Below are 21,736 nucleotides of genomic sequence, written 5' to 3' on the forward strand. Positions count from 1 at the left end.
AAATATATGACGCTCCACTTCTAGGGCCCACTCATCTTTCAATTCAGCAGAAAATGCAGCGATATGCCGGCGAAAATGGCAAACCCTACCCAATTATTGTTGATAAAAGCCTGAAAACAGCCCTCTCGCTCTCGGTCCCGAATCAGCCACTGCTGATAAACGAATAAACTGCAAACCGGCAATAGCGCCAAGTAGTAAAAAATACCGAGTGAGAACCTTGATCCAATAAGCAGTAGGGCAATTAGAACTAAAAGTTGTAAGGTTCCGGTGATGACCTTGTCCATTTCCCCAAACAAAATGGCGGTGGATTTAACGCCGATCTGAAGATCGTCATCGCGGTCCACCATCGCATAGAAAGTGTCATAGCACAGGGTCCAAACCAAGTTGGCGGTATAGAGCAACCAGGCCTCTGCTGGTACTTCTCCTGTAACCGCTGCAAAAGACATGGGGATTCCCATACTAAAGGCGGCGCCCAGGACCATCTGGGGTAGGTGTGTGTGGCGTTTTGCAAAGGGATAGCCGAATGCCAGAGCCAGAGCTAAAAACGAGAGGAGAATTGTGAGTGTGTTGGTGGTGAGTACCAGAAGGAAGGCGGCAGCGCTGAGGCTGGCGAAAAGCGCCAATGCAGACTTTGGCGTCAGTGCGCCGGTGGCCAGAGGACGCTCCGCAGTGCGCTTTACATGGGCGTCAATTTTGCGATCGGCGAAATCATTGACTGCGCAGCCAGCCGCTCGCATCAGGATCACACCGAGTGTAAATACGATAAACAAGTGGAAGCCCGGCCACCCCTCAGCGGCTAGCCATAGTGCGCACCAAGTGGGCCAGAGTAACAGCAGTGAACCTATGGGTTTATCCATCCTCGCTAATTGCCAGTAGGGCAGCGCGGTGGGCCAGCGTTGTGCGATCTGTTGGCTGATCACAGTGAATCCTCAGTTGCGATAGTTTTGGCTGCTTCTTGCGCTATGGGGTCACCTGTCGGTGTGAAGTTGGGAAGAAAAGCCTCTGACACCAGTAAAGGCTTGTCCCGCAGCCAGAATACCGAGCGGCGACCCCAGACTTCAGAATCCTTTTCCCCAAGTTCACGATCGGCGCAGCCAGGGGATTTCTGCAGCAAATTTAGGGTGATCTCCCCCCTGCGAATGTCCGGCTCACTAAACAGCAGCTCCCCCAGCGGGCGGGTATCCAGGCTGCGCAGATTGCGAGATTTTCCTTGCAGGCTGCGCTCGGGCAAAACGCTGCGGGCATACACCCAGGGCTGTCCGCAACCGTAGAGCAAAACTTCCCGAATCAGGGCCCGGTTACCATTGTGCAATCCCAGTACAAGGCATTCTTCAGGGCGAGGTGTCTGCCAACCCTGATACAGCACGCGAACATAAAAGTCCCCGTCACTTTGCTGCTTGAGAGCGGCGGTGAGTGATCCGGAATAGGTCAGCCAGGGCACCAGATTTTTGGGTGGTTGCTGCTGGGTTTCAAGAGGCAAACTCTGCCAATCGCCAGAGGGCACAAATGGTGATTGGTGCAACGATAACTCCGCAGTCTGGATAAAGGCCCCATTGTATCCCGGCCGGTGGCAACAGGTCTCTCCCTGTTGCATTTTTGCTCCCCAGCACGGCAATGGATATAGTGCTCACTGCAATGAAAACAACGATTCATAAAGAGAAGCTTGTTATGGGGCTTACTACCAAAATCTTAGTGGGAATGCTTGCGGGCATTGCCGTGGGGTGTTTATTTAATTACTTGAATATGAGCCAGCTGTTCGGTGCTGGTGTGAACAGTGCTATTAATCTCTATCTGACTGAAGGCCTGTTCGATGTTATCGGCCGTATCTTTATCGCGTCGCTGAAGTTGATGGTGGTGCCTTTGGTGCTAGTTTCTCTGATCAGCGGAGCCTGTGCCCTGTCGGAAGGCAGCCGAATTGGGCCGCTGGCGGGTAAAACCGTCCTTCTCTATATGGTGACAACGGCCATCGCCATTACTCTGGCATTGTGTCTGGCATTGATCTTTCAGCCTGGAGTTGGTGTTAATGAGACTGCAGCTGAAGCCGCTTCAACATTTGTGCCGAAGGAGTCCCCACCGCTTTCCGAGGTGCTGGTCAATATATTCCCGACCAATCCTGTAGCCGCTATGGCTGAGGGAAATATGCTGCAGATTATCGTATTTGCCCTGTTGATGGGCTATGCGATTTCCCGCTGTGGCGAACCGGGTCAACGTATTGCCGCTTTCTTTAATGACCTCAATACCGTTGTTTTGCGCATGGTCGGTGTATTGATGGTATTTGCCCCCTATGGCGTTTTTGCGCTGTTGGCGAAAACCTTTGCCGACCTTGGGTTTGGAGGTTTGGTACAACTCGGAAAGTATTTCCTGGTCGTGCTCTGTGCCCTGCTTCTGCATGCATTGGGGACTTACTCGGTGATTCTGAAGCTGCTGAGTGGGCTTAACCCCTTAGAGTTACTGAAGAAAATGTGGTCGACCATGGTTTTCGCCTTCAGTACCGCTTCCTCTGCTGCCACTATCCCGGTGACTTTGTCGACGGTAGAGAAGCGCCTGGGTGTGGATAATAAAATTGCTGCATTCACAGTTCCTCTGGGTGCGACTATCAATATGGATGGCACCGCGATTATGCAGGGTGTGGCTACGGTCTTTATTGCCCAGTTCTTTGGAATTGAGATCGGCCTGACCGGCTTTCTGACGGTGATCCTGACAGCAACTCTGGCGTCTATTGGTACAGCTGGAGTGCCCGGCGTCGGCCTGATTATGTTGGGTATGGTATTGCAGCAGGTGGGTCTGCCACTCGAGGGGATTGCCATTGTGATCGGCGTAGATCGCCTGCTGGATATGGTGCGTACGGCGGTCAATATTACCGGTGATGCGGTAGTAAGTAGTGTGGTGGCGAAGAGTGAAGGTGCCCTGGACGAAGAGACCTACTACGATGCCAATTACAAGAGTGTCAGCATTAACGACAACAACACAGTAGGCGCCCACTAGGGCGCTTTCCTCAAGCCTCGGCAAATCGGGGCTTGTTCTGTAACCAGCGTTTAATCAACTGTTGTCGCATGCCCTCTGTCAATTGAGGGGAAATAGCAATTTTTTGCACTTGCGGCAGCAGCTCAGCATCCCTCTGCAAGTCTGCGATACGGTGCTGGATCTCCCCTGTCTGACGGGTACCGAGGATTTCCCCGGGACCTCGCAGACGCAGGTCTTCCTCTGCAATAGCAAAACCATCACTGTGTTGACGCAACGCTTGCAAGCGGGCGCGGCCATTCTGCGATAGCGGTGTGCCGTACAGCAGCACGCAGTGGCTGGCGATGGAGCCGCGTCCGACCCTGCCGCGCAACTGGTGCAATTGGGCCAGGCCCAGGCGTTCGGGGTTTTCGATAATCATCAGGCTGGCATTGGGCACGTCGACGCCCACTTCAATGACCGTGGTGGCCACCAGCAAATCCACTTCCCCGGCCTTGAAGGCGCTCATCACCTGCTCTTTTTGCTCTGGCTTCAGGCGGCCGTGAACCAGGGCCACGCGAACGCCTTCGAGCATTTCGGCGAGCTCTTCAGCGGTGGATTCTGCGGCCTGGGCCTGCAGGCTTTCCGACTCCTCGATAAGGGTGCAAACCCAGTAGGCCTGGCGGCCCTCGGCGATGGCGCTTTGCACCCGTTCCATAACCTGGTCGCGCCGATCATTGGCAATGGCAACGGTGTTGATGGGTTGTCGCCCCGGCGGCAGCTCATCGATGATTGAGCAATCCAGGTCAGCGAAGGCGGACATCGCCAGGGTCCTGGGAATCGGTGTAGCGGTCATAATCAGCTGGTGGGGTTGCAGCCTGCCGGTAGCTCCACTTGCCGCCCCTTTCTCACGCAGCTCCAGACGCTGCTGTACGCCAAAGCGGTGTTGCTCATCGATAATCACTAATACCAGGTTGTGGAAAGCCACCTCTTCCTGAAAAAGTGCGTGGGTGCCCACCACTAACTGGGCATCGCCACTGGCGATCTTGCCCAGCTGTTTACGCCGCTCGGCAGCCTTTAAGCTGCCCGTTAGCTGAGCAACTTCAATACCCAGAGGTTCCAGCCAGTTACAAAAATTGATTCGGTGCTGCTCTGCCAGGATTTCTGTCGGTGCCATGACTGCTACTTGGGCGCCGGCCCCGATACCCTTGAGGGCAGCCATAGCGGCGACCAGGGTCTTTCCCGCGCCCACATCTCCCTGCAATAGGCGCATCATCGGGGTTTGCTGAGCCAGATCCTCAGCGATTTCCTCGCAAACTCTCTGCTGTGCTCCGGTGAGGGAAAATGGCAGACGCGACAAAAAGTCTCGCTCCAGGGATCGGTTAACGGACAGAGGTGGTGCCGCTACCCTAGCGCTATTGCGCCTCAACTCCAGCAGACTCAGATGGTGTGCCAGTAACTCTTCCAGGGCCAGACGCTGCTGGGCGGGGTGAGTACCTGCTGCCAGTTGATCTAGTTGGGTGCCAGCCGGAGGGGCGTGCAAATACAGCAAGGCGTCCCTGAGGGGGTAGCGCAGAGATTTGGGTAATAGCTCTGCCGGCAAGAACTCGGTAACAGCACCGTTTTTCAGTAGAACCAGTGCCTGCTCTACCAATCCTCGCATACGGGCCTGGCTCACACCCTCTGTTAGCGGGTAAACCGGCGTAAGGGTATCTGCGGTCTCCGCGTTTTCGATACCGACGATTTCCGTTTCCGGGTGGTAGAGCTCCAGGCCGTTGGCTCCGCGACGGGCCTCCCCAAAGCAGCGTATTCGGGTTCCTCGGGCAAAGCGGCTTTTCTGTGCGGCGGAAAAATGAAAAAAGCGCAGGGTTAAGGTGCCGCTGCCATCCTGTAATCTGACCACCAGGCTGCGGCGGCGGCCGAATACGACATCGGCGGCACTGACCTCCCCTTCGATTACCACATCCATACCAGCGGTGAGGCCGGAAATAGGCACTACCCGGGTGCGGTCTTGGTAGCGTAGCGGCAGGTGGAAAACCAAATCCTGTAGGGAGTTGATATGGAGTTTGGCCAACACCTGGGCAAATTTATCCCCCACGCCTTTGAGGGTGGTAAGGGGCAGCTCGGCCAGGTTGTTATCTATCCCACGGTCAGGTGACACTGGCTGATGGCCTCTCGCAGTATGTCGATTGCGCGGTGTCGGGGGAAGCTTGCCCGCCAGGCCAGTGCTACAGTGCGGCGTGGGCCCGGTGCGGTAAAGGGGCGGGTCTCCAGCAGGCCACTGGCGTACTGTGATGCGGTGGCGGCTGAGAGTGGCAATACGGTAATTCCAAGCCCTGAGGCCACCATATGGCGGAGTGTTTCCAGTGAGCTGCCATCTGCGGCTGTGCGTATGCTGCCGCCGCCGGCTTCTTTTTCCATGGTTAGTTGCAGGTGCGGACAAGCTTCCAGTACCTGATCGCGGAAGCAGTGACCCTCACCCAGCAGAAGCACATTGTCTTCAGTGAGTTGATCCGGGGAGATAACCTCCTGCTTTGTAAGTGGGTGCCCCGCGGGCATCAATACAACAAATGGCTCGTCGTACAGGGGTTGGGTGACAACGTCGGGCTCGGTAAAGGGGAGCGCGATAATGATGGCATCCAGTTCGCCCTTGCGTAGCCTCTGTCTCAGCGTGGCGGTATATCCCTCCTCAACATAGAGTGGCATTTCTGGTGCCAAATGCTGTAGTTGGGGAATAAAGTGTGGGAACAGGTAGGGCCCAATAGTAAAGATGGCGCCAACTGACAGGGGGCTCGCCAGCTGGTCCTTGCCGGCGCTGGCGATGTCTTTGATGGCTGCTGATTGTTCCAGAACCAGCTGGGCCTGGGCGACAATTCTCTCGCCCAATGGGGTTGCCTGCACTCGAGTTTTTGAGCGCTCAAACAGGGCGACACCGAGCTCTTTCTCCAGTTTCTTTACCGCGATAGAGAGTGTCGGTTGGCTGACGTAACAGCGCTCGGCGGCACGGCCAAAATGCTGTTCCTGGGCGAGAGTTACGATATAGCGCAGTTCATTGAGAGTCATGGTCGAGGCAATTAGATGGCCATTAGTAATAGTAATTATTCATAAATAATCGCCGCTGGCCAATACCCTGTCTCAATCTGTAAGCTGAGAGCGAATATTGGGAAAATTTACTAGTTTTGGGAATTCAGGTGGGATTGAGGCGCAAAATTTTGCTATATCTGTAAGGGGCACACCGAACGGAGATACGTCATGGGAGTTCTGTCCTGGGTCATTCTCGGGTTGATTGCCGGCGCTTTGGCAAAGTGGATTATGCCCGGGAGAGATCCTGGTGGTTGGATAGTCACTATGGTCATCGGCATTGTCGGTGCCTTTATTGGAGGCTGGCTCGGTGCCCTGATTGGGTTCGGTGGCCCAGTGACTGGTTTCGGAATAGGCGACATAATAACGGCTACGATTGGTGCGATAATTTTTCTTGCGATCTATCGCATGTTCAAAAGGCGTGGCAACTAGTCCGCCTTTGGGGAGAGCCTCGGCGGCGAACTATAAGCATTCCGAATTTGATATTTGCCCAAATGACCCCAGCACCTTAGGACTGAATAGCACTGAATCAAGGGAATAAGGTGGACAGCAAAGATTGTTCACCGGGAACTATATGACACAACAAGAAAAGCTTTGGATCCTTGGGTGTGGTGACCTCGGGGCGAGACTGGCACTGCATATAGACCGAAAGCAATACGCGGTTTATGGGATGCGGCGCAATCCCCTGGTAGCTCTGGCGAGTAAGCGCAGGGCAGATGTGGTGAATTGGCGCCGGGGGGATGCCACTAAGAAAGAGGATATTGAACGCTTGTTGTCTACGGGGGCGGATATCATTCTCGCAACATTTACCCCCACTGAGCACACGCCAACCGGCTATCACCGCGCCTATGTGGAAACGGCAAAGGCAGTCGCTGAAGTTGTTCCGCACCTTCCATCCCCACCGCGCTTGGTTATCTGGGTTTCATCTACTCGTGTTTATGGCCAGAGCGGCGACGACTTTATCGATGAGCAAACTTTACCTATGCCCAGTGGTTTTCAGGGAGATAGTTTGCTGGCAGCTGAAGAGATCATTCACAACGCAATTCCCAACAGTTGCATTGTGCGCTTTGCGGGAATTTATGGGCCTGGTCGAGATCGCTTGTTGTCGCAGGTTCGCGCTGGTCGCTGCGCTCCTCCCCAGCCACCGCAATATAGCAATCGCATCCATGTCGATGATTGTATTGGTTTTTTATTGCACCTTATTGAAAGGCACAAACAGGGGTGGGTCCCGGAGCCCCTTTATATAGGCGCCGATAGCCAGCCTGTGCCGATGTACGAGCTGCAACAGTGGTTGGTAAAAGCGATGGGATATACCAGTGCCCACCTGCGCGAGATTGTGCAAACGAGCGAGCGCCGCTCGAAAAAGCTCAGCAATCAGTTGATGCTGTCCAGTGGTTACGAATTGAAATATCCAGATTACAAGGTGGGCTATAGCGCTCTGTTGGAGTCGGAGGGCTGAGCTGCCCTCCTCAATTATTGCCACAGCATCGGCGAGAACTTCTTGCCTCAGGTCACCATAATTGCTTCGGCTTCAAAAAGGGCTCCCCGCGGCAACTCCTTGACGACGACGGTTGCCCTGGCGGGATAAGGCTCTTCGAAAAACTCTGCCATTATCTCATTTACAGCGGCAAAGTTGCTGCTGTCGGTAATGTAGAGATTGAGTTTCACAATATGCTGGAGCGATCCGTCAGAGGCCTCACAGACTGCGCTGAGGTTGCGAAAGACCTGGTGGACTTCATCGCTAAAACCTCCGCTAATCATCTGTTGTGTCTCTGGGTCCAGAGCGATTTGTCCCGACAGGTAAACAGTATTATCCACTTTTACTGCCTGGGAATAGGTACCAGCTGCGGCGGGTGCCCGGTCGGTTTTAATAACGGCTCGATTGGGCATGGGGTACTCCATTACTTATCAATATTGTTGAAAAGGAAGACCTATACGGAACTTCCGAATAATCCCTTACTTATTTGCGGGGCTTTCAGAAGTCGGTTAAATATATCGCGCTTTGAAGCCTAATGGCAGTTCCCAGTGGGATTCCCTTGTGTTCCTCAAGGGCGGGCGATGCGTATGACAGAAGGGAGGTTGCGCAGGCGCTTCATAACCCGTGCCAAATGTACACGGCCACTGACTTCTAGGGTCAGGGAGATCACGCTGTTGTGGGCATCCTTCTCATCCACATTGATCTGCTCGATACTGGCGCCCTCTTCCGTAATACGAGTAGCCAGTCGGGCAATAATCCCTCTCTCTGACTCGACTTCTACCCGCACATCACCGAGGAACTCCCCTGTCACATCTGGCGACCAGTTCACCAGCATGATATTTTCCGGGTGCTCGCGAAAATCACCGGTATTGCGGCAGGTGTCGCGGTGTACTACTACGCCTTTGCCCGAGCTGATATGGCCGATAATGGCATCCCCGGGAATGGGGCGGCAACAGCGAGCAAAACTGATCATCATGCCCTCTTGGGCATCGATCGTTAAGGGTGAAGAGATATTGCTGGCTTCAGTCTCTTCACTGGTGACGGGCGCGAGTAATTTAGCGGCAGAGAAGGCCACTTTACTGCCCATACCTATCTCTTCCAGCAGTTTGTCCAAAGTTGCGCATTTCGCTTCTTTGAGGCCCGCTTCTAATTGCTCTGGTGATAGCGCGTCTAGGCTCGTGTCGAACTTACTGAGTGCTTTTTCCAGCAGGCGCCGTCCCAGGGTAATGGAATCGTGGTGACGCTGGTGCTTAAGGAAGTGACGGATAGCACTGCGCGCTTTGGCGGTTACTACAAAATTGAGCCAGTTAGGGTTTGGCTGTGCAGTTTTGCGCGTGAGAATCTCGACTTTTTGCCCGCTCTCCAGAGGTTGGGACAAAGGGGCCAGGCGCTGATTGATACGCACGGCAACACAGGAGTTGCCGATATCCGTGTGTACGGAATAGGCGAAGTCCACGGCAGTGGCTCCTGCGGGGAGGTCGACGATCTGCCCTTTAGGGGTAAAGACGTAAACTTCATCCGGGAACAGGTCAATTTTTACGTTTTCAATAAACTCTAACGAGTCGCCGGCGCGCTGCTGCATCTCTAGCAGTCCCTGGACCCAGCGCCGTGCGCGCACTTGGCTGGTGCCACCGGTATTGATCACCTCATCGCCGGAGGCTTTGTACAGCCAGTGGGCGGCAATGCCACTGTTGGCCATTTCATCCATTTCCTTGGTGCGGACCTGAACTTCAATGGGCACCCCGTGCATACCCAGCAGCACTGTGTGCAGTGACTGGTAGCCATTGGATTTGGGGATAGCGACGTAATCTTTAAACTCGGAGATTACCGGTTTGTACAGGCTGTGCATAACACCTAGAACCCGGTAACAGGTATCCACACTGTCCACAATGATGCGGAAAGCGTAGACATCCATTATCTCCTTGAAGGACTTCTTCTTGGCGCGCATCTTTTGGTAGATGCTAAATAGGTGCTTTTCCCGGCCAATCACCAGAGAGCTGATGCCCTCCCGCTGCAAGCGCAGTTCTATAGCATTCTGAATTTGTTCCAGCAGCTCTTTGCGATTGCCGCGGGCGGCGACCAGGGCGGCGCGCAAGCGGCTGGCACGCAGTGGGTAGATGGCAAAAAAAGCGCGATCCTCGAACTCGATACGAACGTCGTTCATACCCAGTCGGTGGGCGATGGGTGCGTAGATCTCCAGCGTCTCGCGGGCAATACGGGCACGCTTCTGCGGTTTCAGCGCGCCGAGAGTGCGCATGTTGTGCAGGCGGTCGGCCAGTTTGACCAGAATCACGCGGATATCGCGGGCCATGGCTAGCGCCATCTTCTGGAAGTTTTCCGCCTGCTTTTCTGCAGGGCTGTCGGTCTCGAACTGGGTTAGTTTGGAGACCCCATCGACCAGGTCGGCAACCTCTCCACCAAACTGCTCAGCCAGAGCTGCCTTGGGGATACCCGTATCCTCGATCACATCGTGCAACATGGCTGCCGCCAGGCTCTCGTGATCCATATGCATGCCCGCGAGAATAGTGGCAACTGCCAGCGGGTGGGTGACATAGGGCTCGCCGGAACGGCGCTGCTGACCATCGTGAGCCTGCTCCGCGTAAAAATAGGCGCGGCGGACGATTTGGATCTGGTCGGGGGGAAGGTATGAGGAGAGGCGGTGGGCCAAACTATCTATGGTGTGCAATGCCGCGCGCGCCTCTCATAAAACTCAAAAAGTACCCAGTAAGAGACCTGATCAGACTTGCTGATCTGTTAGGTAGTTGGGGGCAACGATAGGAGCAGGTGCCTCTTCGCGTTCCGGCTCGTCGAGGATGGCGGCATCCACCAGGCCCTCTTCGATTTCGCGCAGGGCAATTACCGTGGGCTTATCGTTTTCTTCGGGAACCAATGGATCCCTGCCGCCTGTAGCGATCTGACGGGCGCGTTTGCTGCCGACGATAACGAGCTCGAAGCGGTTGTCCACATGCTCAAGGCAATCTTCAACGGTAATACGTGCCATAAACTTTCGTTTCCATTTGCTGTGCCCGAAGGCAAATTCTGTACAGGGGACCGGCTATTTTACCGGACCGGGAAATGTATGCAATTCGATCAATTGGTTCAGTGGCGCAACAGTGCCTGAAGTAGATCGCCGTGGCGCAGTTGCTGCAGCTCTAAGCGCTGTCGCTGGGCAACGATAATGGCACGCAGCTCTGTTAACGCTTGGTCGAAGTTGTCGTTGATTACCAGGTAATCTGCGGCGACATAATGGGTCATTTCGTCGATGGCCTGGTCCATACGGCGATCAATGACCGCTTGATCGTCCTGACCGCGTCCGGTGAGGCGCTCGCGCAGGGCTTCCTGGGACGGAGGCAAAATAAAAATACCCACTGCATCAGGGCGCAGGCGACGAACCTGTTCGGCCCCCTGCCAATCGATTTCCAGGATAACATCGCGACCACTGGCAAGAGTCTCTTCGATCTCAGCTTTGGCGGTGCCGTAATAATTATCGCCATAAACTTGGGCGTGCTCAAAAAAAGCATCGCGCTCCAACATTGCCAAAAATTCTTCTCGCTCGACAAAGTGATAGTCAACGCCGTGAGTTTCGCCTGGGCGCATGGCACGAGTGGTATGGGAAACCGATACGGTAACCTGGCTGTCGCTGTCTACCAGCGCTTTGACCAAGCTGGTTTTTCCTGCACCGGAGGGAGCGGAGACGGTGTAGAGGGTTCCTGTTTGCACAACTGATCCTGTTCGCGAGCAAAGAGCCCATTATAACCGAAGCTTGCGTCTGGAGATGAAAGAGTGTCATGAAGGGACAAGGCTAGCCCCCGACCGGAGTGGGGGTATCTGTTGGGAGATTCAGGGCGCGTTACCACCTGCGCGCCTGGGCCCGGCCGGGATAGCCTCGCGGGAGTTTCTCAATCACCGCCAACCACCTGTGATTAAGGGGACCTCCCTGTTGTTAATCGCTAACGAAAGTGACTCTATCCTCTTTGCGCCGGGTTGCCAACCACCACCATACCAAAGAGCTTGCGAGCAAGTAGGATATGAAGAGTGGTACATATGTATTGTTTAGTAGCGGAATAGCGCAGATGAGTGCTGCGAGTCTCAAAGTTTCGAGGCGCCCTGAAATAGGATGACCATCCAGTATCCTACCATTAATTGCCAGGCAAATAATCAAGGCAATAACCGAGCCCATAAGTTGCCAGAAACTCAATACGCTGGTGAACCAGAGGAGAGATAAGGTTGTGGCGGTGTAACAGAGGTGTTGTGCGAATGCGTAGTTGCGCAAACCAGGGCTAATTTCAGGGTTGAAACGTTTAAAGTTTGTCAGATCGGTAGAGGCTACTGGCATGGATTTTTCTACATCTGCGGGCCTGTAGCCGGTGGGGCGGAACCAAAGAGTGCACTTGTCCCACCAGCTTTTCGTATGCCAGGCATCAATTGCCATGCGCTTTAAGTGTTGTAAATTGGCTGCTACAGGATCAAAGGTATTCAGGGGCTTACGCACACCGTAAAGACAGGGCTCAGTTTCGAGTTCCTGCTGGTAGGTGCCAAATAAGCGATCCCAAAGTATTAATATTCCGCCGTAGTTTTTATCTACGTAGACAGCGTTCTGGGCGTGGTGTACCCGGTGATTCGAGGGGGTAATGACAAACCACTCCAACCAGCGGATCTTGGGTATTTTTTGTGTGTGAACCCAAAACTGGTAAATAAGATCAATTGCGCCGGCGACAATAACAATTTCTGCCGGCAAACCAATCAATAGAAGTGGTAGATAAAATATCCAATCCAGCTGTAGCCCCCCCGAAGACTGGCGCAATGCTGTGCTCAGGTTGTAGTCCTCACTCTGGTGGTGCACCAGGTGTTCTGCCCAAAAGATGTTTACCTCGTGACAGATACGGTGCTTCCAGTAGTAGCAGAAGTCGTATGCGAGAACCGCCAGGGCCAGGTGCCAGACATTGTCGATAGACCAGTTGAAACCAACCCATTGATAGTAGGGTTGTAGCAACGTAAACAGCGGGATATAGATAACGAGGAATAAGCTTTTATAGGTAAGCCCGATAATACGATTGAGAATCCCCGTGCTGAGATTGCCAATAGTGTCATTCAGCCTGTAGAGCCCCCAGCCTTTCCAGCGATCCAGGGCGAACTCCATAAGCATGGCGGTCAGAAAAAATGGAATAGAGAAAGTAAGCAGGTCCACAGAAACCCCATATTTTTATTATTAGATAGCGTATCTATTGAACTCTGCCACACGGCTACTGGGCCGCATATGCCAGTGATGTATGGATTCTGAAATCAGTCAGTATTCGCTGAAGGGATTTTGACGTAATTAACTTTCAGGTTTACAAAAGTGGTGCCTGATTGGCACTAACCAAAAGATTGGCAAGAGCATGCGATACGTCGAATTGGTACCACGGCTAGGTGCGACTTTCGATGTTTAGTCATGGTTTTCTTCGTGAAAGGATTTTCTTTGGAGTTTATAAATAGAAAGACCGGCAAATGCCGGTCTTTTTTTACTCTGAACGGGTCGCTATTTACTCGCTAGCTTCCGCTTCCAAAGTCACACCGCTGTAGGATTCATACCCATAGACACTGATGTACCAGGTGCCGGAATCCGGGTTGCTAATGGTGCAGCTCTCCTCGTTACCCCAGAGGTATGGACGACAGTCATATCGACGCAGGGTAGGATAGTTACCGTGGCGCACGTAGAGATCAACTTCGCCGGAGCCACCGGACATCTCTATAGTAAGGGTGGAAGTCCCAGACTCAACATCAATGGTGAAGTCATTCCAGCTGCCCTGGCTACCAGAAAGGTTAGTTTCTGTCCAACCTGAACCATTGCTGCCACTGTCGTCATCGTCGTCGTCGCCATTACCACTATCGTCGCCGCTCGCCATAGCTACAGCTGCTGCCGCGTCCACAATACCGGAGCCGCAGTTGTTGCAAGAAGAGGGGAAGCTGCGAGCAGTGCTGGTGAGGATCGACTCAACTTCATCCGGAGTAACGTCGGGGTTAACCGAATAAATCAGCGCAGCTGCGCCGGCGACATGGGGGGCCGCCATACTGGTACCCTGGCTGTAATAGTAGCTATCGCTGCCCGCATCGGTAGAGCCGTTGTTGTAGGTGGAAAGGATACCGTCGGAATCGTTTGCGAAGCTCTGTGCGCCACCGGGTGCAGCGACATCAACTACATTGCCATAGTTGGAGTAATAAGAGCGGCCGCCGGTACGGTCAGTTGCCGCAACGGTAATAACCCCATCACAGCTGGCGGGCGAGTATTGGCTTGCGTTGGCACCACTGTTACCAGCGGCGACAACCACGGTAGCGCCGAGGCTGCGCGCAGTGTCGATAGCACTTTGCGTGGTAGTGTCGCAGCTACCGCTACCGCCGAGGCTCAGGTTCAATACTTGGGCCGGGTTTTGGTTGCTCGGTAATCCGCTGACAGAACCGCCGGCACCCCAGATGATTCCGTCGGCAATATCCGAGGTATAGCCACCACAGCGTCCAAGTACGCGCACGGGCACGATCTTCGCATCGTAGGCAACACCGGCGATACCCATGTTGTTGTTAGTAACCCCGGCGATAGTGCCTGCTACATGGGTGCCGTGCCAGCTGCTATCGCTCTCAGAGGTATCGTCGCAAGTGCCGGCTTCATACCAATCACCTGGGTCAGTGGGATCGTCATCACGTCCATCTCCATCTACGGAGACGAAAGTGTCAGAAATCATATCGTAGCCTGGCAGGATATTGTCTACCAGATCGGCGTGGGGGAGATAACCGGTATCGAGTACGGCAACCACTACGCCATCGCCCTGGGTAACGTCCCAAGCTGAGGGCAGGTTCAATCCGCCGGTGGACTCGTAGTAATGCCACTGGCTGAGATAGCTCGGGTCATTGGGCTCGGCCATCGGTTTCATAATCAGGTCCGGCTCTGCGTATTCCACATCCGGATCCTGTTTCAGGCGATCGATGATCGCGCTTACTTCAGCTCTACTTTTACGGCCTTCCAGGCGCATTACCTGGGCGCCAGTGGCCATACGGCGGAGGTGGCGCATCTTGTGGCCGGCGCGACGGGAAGCTTTTTCGACCGTCTCTGTGGCCATGGTGGCCGCCTTCCCAACTTTAGCGCTCTCCTTGTACTTTACGATGATGCGGTCGGTTAGCAGTGTTTTTTCCGCGTCCGCTGCGTGAGTAGCGAAAGGGGTAGCACACAGTAACGAAAACGCACTCGCCAGAGTCGTCTTTTGCAAAAGACTTTTCAATGATGATTTCATTATTGTTATATCTCCGAGATATTTTAAATCCGGCTATCAGTATTCCGATAGACCGGAGACTCCTGAAAAACTCCGCACTAACAAAATAAATTTGCTTAACGGATAGGCCTAGAAACTGTCTTTCTCACAGTCGGTAAGTCAGTTTGACCAAAATTGGTACCAAAGTTTCAAAATGGTACTTCTTTATAACGTTCGTGAAATTATTATCCTCAGCTTAAGCCTTTAAATTTGTGTGGCTTTTGGCGACAAATTTATAAGTTTTGGGAAAAAAATCTGATAGTGAGAATTTATCTACGGGAGAGATGTGGAGGGGTTCACAGGGGGAAATTGGTTAATAAGCGAATATTTTCAGATAAAAGAATTATCGTGCGTAGAAAAGATGAATCGCTAAACGCTTCTTAGTGACGTGTACGTAGCATTTACGTAGCTTGGCTTTGGGGCCTGTTTCCTGAGGGTACCCCAGTAATGAAAACCTTTGCTGGCTACTACTGGGGTTTGAGGTTGAAAGGTTGGTGTTAGGACTTGTGTTTATCTGGCCTTGCTATAACTGGGAACTTTGGCCCACAGCTTTGCAGCCAGCAACCCAAAGATAAATCCAAATAGGTGGGACTCCCAGGAGATAAAACCACCCCGTGGCAAGACACCGAAAATAAGCCCTCCATAAAGGACGGCTACCACAATAGATATTAATAAACGGCTAAATTTCCTACTGATAAATCCCGCAAGAAGCAAAAAGCCGAAATAGCCATAGATAACTGAGCTAGCTCCCAAATGATTGCCCCTGCCAGCAAAAAGCCAAACGGCCAGTCCGGTGGTGATCACAATGAACAGGGTCACTTTAAGGTAAGTTTTTACCCCGTACTGCAGCACTAAGAAACTGAAGATGCACAGAGTGAATATGTTCGAGAAGAAATGCCAGCTATTTCCATGCAGTAATGGTGCAGAAAAGATATGGGGGAGGTGGTTGATTGAGCGGGGAACAATACCAAAGTAATTAAGCGATCGGCCGCTAAGAATATTAATAATTTCAATTGCAGCAAGCACTAAAAAAATAGCGCCGACCCACTTCAGGTTTTGTCGCATAAATATTCCTTAAAAGGTGAGCTATCACAAATCCCCCTGTCTGGTGGTAGAGGGGCATCCGCAGTCTCGGTGAGAATGCCCCAGAGGATTACTCGATGTTTTGTACTTGCTCGCGCATCTGCTCGATCAATACTTTGAGCTCTACCGCAGCTTGGGTTGTGTCGGTAACCACAGACTTTGAGGAGAGGGTGTTGGCTTCGCGATTAAACTCCTGCATCAGGAAATCCAGCCGCCGGCCGATTGATCCACCGCCGGCTAAAACCCGACGTGTTTCAGAAGTGTGCGCACTGAGGCGGTCGAGCTCTTCATCCACATCAGCCTTCTGGGCCAACAGGACGATCTCCTGCTCGAGCCGGTCCTTGTCCAGCTCCACTTGCAACTCTTCCAGGCGGCTGCGCAGCTTGTCTCGCTGTGCCTCAAGGATTTGGGGAAGCAGTTCTCGAACTTTGGCCACCTGCTCTTCGATTCCCTTGAGTCGGGCCTCAATAAACTTGGCTAGCTCAGCGCCTTCGCGTTCACGGTTTGCGCGCAGCTGTCCCAGTGCCTCGCGAAAAGCCTCCAATATCGTTGCCGACTGTTGATCGGTATCCGCCTCCGGTTCACTGATAACACCGGGCCACTGGAGAATTTGCAAGGGATTGAGCGGTTGAATATCCTCGCCACCCGCTACCTGTTTTGCCGCTTGAATCAGTGCCTGGGCGAGGGGTTGATTGATTTCCAGCCCAGTGTCTTCGGCGCTATTGGTCTTCAGGCTCAAGGTCAGTTCAATTTTGCCGCGGGACAGCGTCTTGCGCAGCGTATCGCGCAGTTGTGTTTCCAGGGAGCGAGCCGCTTCGGGCAAACGGAAATGTGGTTCCAGGTAGCGATGGTTGACCGAGCGCAGTTCCCAGATAGCGGTGCCGTTTGCGTAATTGGCCTCGGCGCGTCCAAAGGCTGTCATGCTGCGCACTTTGTTCTGTTCCCGTTGACTGGCCATAGCTGATCCCCTACAGGCGTATTAATCGGCCCGGCATAATAACACAGCGTTTGGATAGCCATGCTGGGGTATATAATGCGGGGCTTTCATTCAATATTTGAGGTGGACTATGCAGCGTCCCAGTGGCCGCGCCCCTGCGCAATTGCGCCCGGTAAAAATTACCCGCAACTATACCCGTCATGCGGAGGGGTCTGTGTTGGTGGAGTTCGGTGATACCAAGGTTTTGTGTAATGCCTCTCTCTCCAGTGAAGTCCCAAGGTTTTTACGCGGCCAGGGCAGCGGTTGGATTACTGCAGAGTACGGCATGTTGCCACGCTCCACAGGCTCTCGTATGCCCAGGGAAGCGGCCAAGGGCAAGCAGAGTGGCCGCACCGTGGAAATTCAGCGCTTGATCGGGCGCTCACTGCGAGCGGCGGTAGACCTGGAGAAGCTAGGTGAGAATCAAATCACCGTCGATTGCGATGTTATCCAGGCCGATGGCGGTACCCGAACCGCAGCAATCACAGGTGCTTGTGTGGCACTGGTTGACGCCCTGCGTCATATGCAGAGGGAAAAAATCATTGCCGAAGATCCGCTTAAGAATATGGTAGCGGCGGTATCAGTGGGAATTTATGAGGGGGAGCCGTTACTGGACCTGGATTACCCGGAAGACAGTTCAGCGGATACCGATATGAATTTGGTGATGGCCGAAGATGGCGGCATGATCGAGGTTCAAGGCACTGCAGAGGGTGAGCCATTTACCGAAAAGCAGTTTGCTCAGATGCTGGGGTTGGGCAAGGCGGGCATCGATGAATTGATCGCTTTGCAAAAGCGGGCGCTGGACGAGTAAAGCAGCCACCCCTTGGTTTGTATCCGGCCCTCTCTCAATAGGGAAGGGGCCGGAACTCCGTGCGATTCAGACTTCGATTTCGTAGTCCATGATGACCGGCAAGTGGCTGGAGAATTTCACATTCTTATTGATTGCACCGTACTCAATGCGATTTTTTAGACCGTGAGAAACGATCTGCATATCAGTACGCCAGCCATCTCCTTCTCCGACAGTACCGCTGGGCCACCAGCTAAATTCGTCGGTATCTTTTACTACACGGCGAAAAGCATCGACATAACCAACATCATTAAACAGTTGGTCCAGCCAGCGCTGTTCGTGACGCATAAAGCCGGGAGAATCCTGGTGATCCTGCCAATTCTGTACGTCTGCACGACGGTGAGCCATGCCCCAGTTACCACAGAAAATAAAGTCGCGGCGTTTGCGGCTTATTTTTAGCAAGTGCGCCTGCATGTCCTCAAAGAATTGGACTTTTTTCTCTAACGACGTCTCATCTGAGGCGACTGGCGCGAGCAGGGAGCCAACGCTCAGTCGCTCGAAATCCGCCTGTAGGTAGCGGCCGTACATATCCTCACCATTGGCGAAGCCCATGCCGAATATGATGGCTTTGGGCTGGCTTCGGGTGTAGATAGCCACACCATTTTCGTGGGGAGTTCCCGAGTCGAAAAAGTAACTGTAATAACCGTCGGGGTGAAATATTGGGTGGTCCAATTCGGGCTCGAGAGAGCGCAGGTCCTGAAGGCAGATAATATCTGCGTCCTGCTCCGCCAACCAATCGTAGAGACCGCGTTGGGCGGCCTGATGAACGCCGTCTACCGACAAGCTTACTATTCGCATTATTAGCCCCTTACCAGCGGACTGTGTATCATTAGAAACATTATATGCATGCCTACCCCCGGGAATGCTACGGGGAGGTCTCCCTTCACCTTAGCCAATAGTTAACAATTTTCCATGCAGCAATATCAGCGCGATTTTATCCAACTTGCCCTGGATCATCAGGTTTTGTGTTTCGGCGACTTCACATTGAAGTCGGGCCGTCAAAGCCCCTACTTTTTCAATGCCGGCCGTTTCCACACCGGTGCTGCACTGGCAGCGCTGGGGCAGGCCTATGCCGAGGCGATAATCGCTTCGGGAGTGGAGTTCGATGTCATTTTTGGGCCGGCCTACAAAGGTATCCCGCTGGGTGCGGTGACTGCTGTGGCTCTAGCCCAAAAGGGGATCGATAAGCCTTTCTGTTACAACCGAAAAGAAGCCAAGGATCACGGTGAAGGCGGAACCTTAGTGGGTGCGCCGCTTAATGGCAAGGTTTTGATTATCGATGATGTTATTACTGCGGGCACAGCCGTGCGCGAAGTGATGCAAATTATCGAATCTCATGGCGCAGAGGCGGCGGGAGTTGTGATTGGTCTCAACCGCCAGGAAAAGGCTAGCGAAGATTGTGAATTCTCCGCTATTCAGCAAGTTGAGAGACAGTACAATATTCCTGTGGTCGGCATCGTGCAGTTAGACGATGTGATCAGCTTTCTCGAGCAGGAGTCGAATGATAGCGATACTCTGCAGAAAATTGTGGACTACCGGCAGCGCTACGGTGTCGCGGGTCAATAAATATTGCCCCCCCTAGCCGTGGGCCGGTTAATTCAGAGAGAAGAGCGATGCGAGTCGCCCCTTTAGTACCTCTATTGGTCAGCACCCTTTTGATGTTGGCTGTAGAGGCTTATGGTAACAATAGCCGGGTTTTGTATCGCTACACTGATCACCAGGGAGTCCTGGTGATCAACGATGCTATTCCACCGGAATTTGTTCCAAATGGATATGAGATTCTCACTCTTACCGGTCGTGTAGTTGAAGTAATCGCACCGCAGCTCAGTCCCGAAGAGTACCAAGCCCAGCTTAAGTTGGAGGCCCAGCGTGAGGCGGATCGTAAGTTGCTCAAGCGCTATAACAGTATTGCGGATATTGAGAGTGCTCGGTCGCGCAAGTTGGCTGTCGTAGAACAGGATATGGCTATCATGCGGTCAAATATCAGCAGTCTGCGCCGGCAAATTGCCCAGGAAGAAGCCTCTGCTGCACGAACGCAGCGGGGCGGCCGTGAGGTGGCTCCCGAATTGTTGCAGAGAATTGCAGATCTACAAAAAGAAATGAAAGTGCTTGAGGAGCGCCTCAGTCGGCGTGCGGCTGAAGCAGATACCATAGGGGTTGATTTCGATAAGGCGGTAGCCCGCTACACAGAGCTTAATGTTGAGAGCTAACTGATTTTTCAATGCCTGAATAATTTCGGAGGGCTACCGCTAAACAGCCCTCATGAGGAAATGGTTATCTGGCTGCCGCCACTGTCTCACGGAAGAAACCAGCCGTTAATACGGGCCACTGTTCTGCCCAGTACTCTGTAGGCTTACGCTTAAAACCGCTGCGCACGTATTGGACGATACGCCCCTCCGCGCTCGCCAAAAGCAGGTTGGCAGCACCACCGAGAGGAAGAGTTGGGCGCAGGTGTTCGCGCAACTCGGCTTCGCGCAAGATCTGTCTAATTTGGGTTTCCAGTCGATCAAATAACTGCAGGATTCGTCCATGCAGCCTTTCAGTTTCACCGGTAAGCGCGTCGCCTGTGAGCAGGCGAGTGATTCCAGGGTTTCGCTCACAGAAAGCTAGCAGGAGCTGCAGAATTTTCTGGCAGCGATTGAGAGCCGAGGGCTCCTCCTGCAGGATCATTGCGATACGGCTGAAAATGGTCTCCTCAATAAATTCGATCAGCCCTTCAAACATCTTGGATTTACTGGGGAAGTGACGATATAGCGCGGCTTCAGAGAAACCAACTTCCTTGGCCAGTGCTGCTGTTGTAATACGTGCGCCGGGACTGACTTCCAGCATATGTGCTAGAGCTTCCAGGATTTGTTGACGCCGATTGATTTTTTCGCTGCTCATTGACTGCCTTTGGTCCGCTTGGGGGGCGGAATTTAGTTTTGCTCTTGTCGTCTTATTTTGACGGCGGCGGAATCCTACCGATTCGCCGGGCTGTCTTCAATTGCCAAGGGGCTAGTGGTCCACAGTTTGCGCTTCTATGTTGGTAATCAGGGTACCCACGCCTCGATCTGTAAATATCTCGAGCAATATGGCGTGGGGCACACGGCCGTCGATGATGTGAGCGGAATTTACCCCATCCTGAACAGCGTCCAGAGCGCAGGTGATTTTTGGCAGCATGCCGCCATAGATGGTGCCATCCTGAATTAAGCTCTCTACTTCATTGGTAGTCAGTCCGGTGAGAACCTCCCCCTCCTTATCCTGCAGACCGGCGACGTTGGTGAGTAACATCAGCTTTTCTGCTTTCAATTCCTCGGCGATTTTTCCAGCGACGAGATCGGCATTAATATTGTATGAAACCCCATTGCCGTCGACTCCGATCGGCGCGATAACCGGGATAAAGTCGCTGTGAACCAGCATATTGATCACATCAATATTAACTTTCTCGACTTCCCCTACCTGGCCGATATCAATGATTTCAGAGGCATGTAGTCCCGCACTCTCATTTTTTCGGGTCAACTTTCGCGCTTTAACCAGCAATCCGTCTTTACCGGTGATACCTACCGCGCGGCCCCCATTTTTGTTAATCAAATTGACGATCTGTTTGTTGACGGTGCCCCCTAACACCATCTCTACAACATCCATGGTTTCGCTATCGGTGACTCTCATTCCGTCTACGAATCGGGACTCAATACTGAGCTTGTTTAGCAGCTGCCCGATTTGAGGTCCGCCACCGTGCACTACCACTGGGTTCATACCTACCAGCTTCATCAGGATAATGTCTCGCGCGAAACTGTTTTGTAGTTGCTCATCCACCATGGCGTTGCCACCGAACTTGACCACAATAGTTTTGCCTGTAAAGCGCTGGATATAGGGCAGTGCTTCATTGAGGACCTGGGCACTTTTCAGCGCAGAGTTTAGATCTAGGGACATGGGCAGTTCCTTACACAGGGCGAAAGGGAATCAGGTTTGGGGTCCTGAATTGAGTCGCCAACGATTTAAAGCAAATGTGGTGGATTGTTTTCTAAGCAATAGGGGCAGTGGCCCGATGGCGGCGCAGTCTATTCCGCCGT

General features: G+C 53.1%; 21 protein-coding genes. 6 read left to right on the forward strand and 15 right to left on the reverse strand.

All coding sequences use genetic code 11. The features are described from left to right. Positions 1-38 precede the first annotated feature (38 nt). Together ubiA and ACJJI5_RS01795 are read right to left on the reverse strand one after the other, a co-directional pair. Positions 39-920, reverse strand: coding sequence for a 4-hydroxybenzoate octaprenyltransferase (gene ubiA / locus ACJJI5_RS01790; RefSeq protein ID WP_445355375.1), 882 nt, complete (start codon positions 918-920; stop codon positions 39-41). Then, entirely contained in the window at positions 917-1,594 is a 678-nt protein-coding gene (locus ACJJI5_RS01795) for a chorismate--pyruvate lyase family protein (protein WP_445355376.1), read from the reverse strand. Before ACJJI5_RS01795 ends, ubiA begins: the two co-directional genes overlap by 4 nt. Before the next feature lie 74 nt (positions 1,595-1,668). On the opposite strand from ACJJI5_RS01795, the gene ACJJI5_RS01800 reads away from it, so the two are divergent. Further along, entirely contained in the window at positions 1,669-2,985 is a 1,317-nt protein-coding gene (locus ACJJI5_RS01800; RefSeq protein ID WP_445356295.1) for a dicarboxylate/amino acid:cation symporter, read from the forward strand. A gap of 10 nt (positions 2,986-2,995) precedes the next feature. Here ACJJI5_RS01800 and recG read toward each other — a convergent pair whose 3' ends face one another. Both recG and ACJJI5_RS01810 read right to left on the reverse strand, forming a co-directional pair. Beyond that, on the reverse strand, positions 2,996-5,101 hold the full coding sequence (recG, locus tag ACJJI5_RS01805; protein WP_445355377.1) for an ATP-dependent DNA helicase RecG: 2,106 nt from the start codon (positions 5,099-5,101) through the stop codon (positions 2,996-2,998). Continuing rightward, positions 5,080-6,003, reverse strand: coding sequence for a hydrogen peroxide-inducible genes activator (locus ACJJI5_RS01810; RefSeq protein WP_282930624.1), 924 nt, complete (start codon positions 6,001-6,003; stop codon positions 5,080-5,082). Before ACJJI5_RS01810 ends, recG begins: the two co-directional genes overlap by 22 nt. Positions 6,004-6,192: 189 nt before the next feature. Here ACJJI5_RS01810 and ACJJI5_RS01815 point away from each other — a divergent pair, with 189 nt between their 5' ends. Both ACJJI5_RS01815 and ACJJI5_RS01820 read left to right on the forward strand, forming a co-directional pair. Beyond that, positions 6,193-6,453, forward strand: a complete 261-nt coding sequence (locus tag ACJJI5_RS01815; RefSeq protein ID WP_108735039.1) for a GlsB/YeaQ/YmgE family stress response membrane protein — start codon at positions 6,193-6,195, stop codon at positions 6,451-6,453. 142 nt (positions 6,454-6,595) lie between these two features. Further along, on the forward strand, positions 6,596-7,480 hold the full coding sequence (locus ACJJI5_RS01820) for a sugar nucleotide-binding protein (protein ID WP_445355378.1): 885 nt from the start codon (positions 6,596-6,598) through the stop codon (positions 7,478-7,480). A 47-nt stretch (positions 7,481-7,527) separates the two neighbouring features. Here the strand turns inward: ACJJI5_RS01820 and ACJJI5_RS01825 are convergent, their stop codons facing one another. From ACJJI5_RS01825 to ACJJI5_RS01860, 8 genes are all read right to left on the reverse strand, one after another. After that, the gene (locus tag ACJJI5_RS01825) at positions 7,528-7,911 is read right to left on the reverse strand and encodes a Rid family detoxifying hydrolase (protein ID WP_282930626.1); all 384 of its coding nucleotides are present in this window, start codon (positions 7,909-7,911) and stop codon (positions 7,528-7,530) included. Positions 7,912-8,066: 155 nt separating this feature from the next. Then, positions 8,067-10,184, reverse strand: coding sequence for a bifunctional GTP diphosphokinase/guanosine-3',5'-bis pyrophosphate 3'-pyrophosphohydrolase (gene spoT, locus ACJJI5_RS01830; protein WP_282930627.1), 2,118 nt, complete (start codon positions 10,182-10,184; stop codon positions 8,067-8,069). A gap of 51 nt (positions 10,185-10,235) precedes the next feature. After that, positions 10,236-10,499, reverse strand: a complete 264-nt coding sequence (gene rpoZ / locus ACJJI5_RS01835) for a DNA-directed RNA polymerase subunit omega (protein WP_413663830.1) — start codon at positions 10,497-10,499, stop codon at positions 10,236-10,238. 98 nt (positions 10,500-10,597) lie between these two features. Further along, the gene (gene gmk, locus ACJJI5_RS01840; protein WP_413663829.1) at positions 10,598-11,218 is read right to left on the reverse strand and encodes a guanylate kinase; all 621 of its coding nucleotides are present in this window, start codon (positions 11,216-11,218) and stop codon (positions 10,598-10,600) included. Positions 11,219-11,441: 223 nt separating this feature from the next. Continuing rightward, complete coding sequence (locus tag ACJJI5_RS01845) at positions 11,442-12,686, reverse strand: sterol desaturase family protein (protein ID WP_445355379.1); 1,245 nt, start codon at positions 12,684-12,686, stop codon at positions 11,442-11,444. A 334-nt stretch (positions 12,687-13,020) separates the two neighbouring features. Continuing rightward, complete coding sequence (locus tag ACJJI5_RS01850) at positions 13,021-14,760, reverse strand: S8 family peptidase (RefSeq protein ID WP_445355380.1); 1,740 nt, start codon at positions 14,758-14,760, stop codon at positions 13,021-13,023. A gap of 528 nt (positions 14,761-15,288) precedes the next feature. Continuing rightward, positions 15,289-15,843, reverse strand: a complete 555-nt coding sequence (locus tag ACJJI5_RS01855; RefSeq protein ID WP_445355381.1) for a rhomboid family intramembrane serine protease — start codon at positions 15,841-15,843, stop codon at positions 15,289-15,291. An 88-nt stretch (positions 15,844-15,931) separates the two neighbouring features. Next, a complete protein-coding gene (locus ACJJI5_RS01860) occupies positions 15,932-16,819 on the reverse strand; it encodes a YicC/YloC family endoribonuclease (protein ID WP_445355382.1) in 888 nt (295 codons plus the stop codon). Positions 16,820-16,928: 109 nt separating this feature from the next. Between ACJJI5_RS01860 and rph the strand changes: the two genes are divergently transcribed. Then, on the forward strand, positions 16,929-17,648 hold the full coding sequence (gene rph, locus ACJJI5_RS01865) for a ribonuclease PH (RefSeq protein ID WP_413663824.1): 720 nt from the start codon (positions 16,929-16,931) through the stop codon (positions 17,646-17,648). Positions 17,649-17,714: 66 nt separating this feature from the next. Here rph and ACJJI5_RS01870 read toward each other — a convergent pair whose 3' ends face one another. Then, positions 17,715-18,482: an exodeoxyribonuclease III gene (locus ACJJI5_RS01870; protein ID WP_413663823.1), complete on the reverse strand. Its 768-nt coding sequence runs from the start codon at positions 18,480-18,482 to the stop codon at positions 17,715-17,717. 114 nt (positions 18,483-18,596) lie between these two features. Here ACJJI5_RS01870 and pyrE point away from each other — a divergent pair, with 114 nt between their 5' ends. Continuing rightward, positions 18,597-19,250, forward strand: a complete 654-nt coding sequence (gene pyrE / locus ACJJI5_RS01875) for an orotate phosphoribosyltransferase (RefSeq protein WP_413663822.1) — start codon at positions 18,597-18,599, stop codon at positions 19,248-19,250. Positions 19,251-19,297: 47 nt separating this feature from the next. Next, positions 19,298-19,894 carry a hypothetical protein gene (locus ACJJI5_RS01880; RefSeq protein WP_445355383.1) on the forward strand — a complete coding sequence of 199 codons (597 nt, stop codon included), beginning with the start codon at positions 19,298-19,300 and terminating at the stop codon, positions 19,892-19,894. 64 nt (positions 19,895-19,958) lie between these two features. Here the strand turns inward: ACJJI5_RS01880 and slmA are convergent, their stop codons facing one another. After that, positions 19,959-20,567, reverse strand: a complete 609-nt coding sequence (gene slmA / locus ACJJI5_RS01885; protein WP_108735025.1) for a nucleoid occlusion factor SlmA — start codon at positions 20,565-20,567, stop codon at positions 19,959-19,961. Between the two features lie 111 nt (positions 20,568-20,678). Continuing rightward, positions 20,679-21,596 (reverse strand): acetylglutamate kinase, encoded by a 918-nt coding sequence (argB, locus tag ACJJI5_RS01890; RefSeq protein WP_413663820.1) that lies wholly within the window; start codon positions 21,594-21,596, stop codon positions 20,679-20,681. Positions 21,597-21,736 lie beyond the last annotated feature (140 nt).

Source organism: Microbulbifer maximicatervae (SeqCode) (assembly GCF_052467955.1).

Bases quoted from the DNA above. Each gene is read 5' to 3' on its own strand.
- ACJJI5_RS01860 (WP_445355382.1), bottom strand. From the start codon at position 16,819: ATGGCCAGTCAACGGGAACAGAACAAAGTGCGCAGCATGACAGCCTTT.
- rph (WP_413663824.1), top strand. From the start codon at position 16,929: ATGCAGCGTCCCAGTGGCCGCGCCCCTGCGCAATTGCGCCCGGTAAAA.
- pyrE (WP_413663822.1), top strand. From the start codon at position 18,597: ATGCAGCAATATCAGCGCGATTTTATCCAACTTGCCCTGGATCATCAG.
- ACJJI5_RS01870 (WP_413663823.1), bottom strand. From the start codon at position 18,482: ATGCGAATAGTAAGCTTGTCGGTAGACGGCGTTCATCAGGCCGCCCAA.
- ACJJI5_RS01855 (WP_445355381.1), bottom strand. From the start codon at position 15,843: ATGCGACAAAACCTGAAGTGGGTCGGCGCTATTTTTTTAGTGCTTGCT.
- ACJJI5_RS01795 (WP_445355376.1), bottom strand. From the start codon at position 1,594: ATGCAACAGGGAGAGACCTGTTGCCACCGGCCGGGATACAATGGGGCC.
- ACJJI5_RS01810 (WP_282930624.1), bottom strand. From the start codon at position 6,003: ATGACTCTCAATGAACTGCGCTATATCGTAACTCTCGCCCAGGAACAG.
- rpoZ (WP_413663830.1), bottom strand. From the start codon at position 10,499: ATGGCACGTATTACCGTTGAAGATTGCCTTGAGCATGTGGACAACCGC.
- ACJJI5_RS01800 (WP_445356295.1), top strand. From the start codon at position 1,669: ATGGGGCTTACTACCAAAATCTTAGTGGGAATGCTTGCGGGCATTGCC.
- ACJJI5_RS01850 (WP_445355380.1), bottom strand. From the start codon at position 14,760: ATGAAATCATCATTGAAAAGTCTTTTGCAAAAGACGACTCTGGCGAGT.
- ACJJI5_RS01825 (WP_282930626.1), bottom strand. From the start codon at position 7,911: ATGCCCAATCGAGCCGTTATTAAAACCGACCGGGCACCCGCCGCAGCT.
- ACJJI5_RS01815 (WP_108735039.1), top strand. From the start codon at position 6,193: ATGGGAGTTCTGTCCTGGGTCATTCTCGGGTTGATTGCCGGCGCTTTG.
- ACJJI5_RS01820 (WP_445355378.1), top strand. From the start codon at position 6,596: ATGACACAACAAGAAAAGCTTTGGATCCTTGGGTGTGGTGACCTCGGG.
- slmA (WP_108735025.1), bottom strand. From the start codon at position 20,567: ATGAGCAGCGAAAAAATCAATCGGCGTCAACAAATCCTGGAAGCTCTA.
- argB (WP_413663820.1), bottom strand. From the start codon at position 21,596: ATGTCCCTAGATCTAAACTCTGCGCTGAAAAGTGCCCAGGTCCTCAAT.
- ACJJI5_RS01880 (WP_445355383.1), top strand. From the start codon at position 19,298: ATGCGAGTCGCCCCTTTAGTACCTCTATTGGTCAGCACCCTTTTGATG.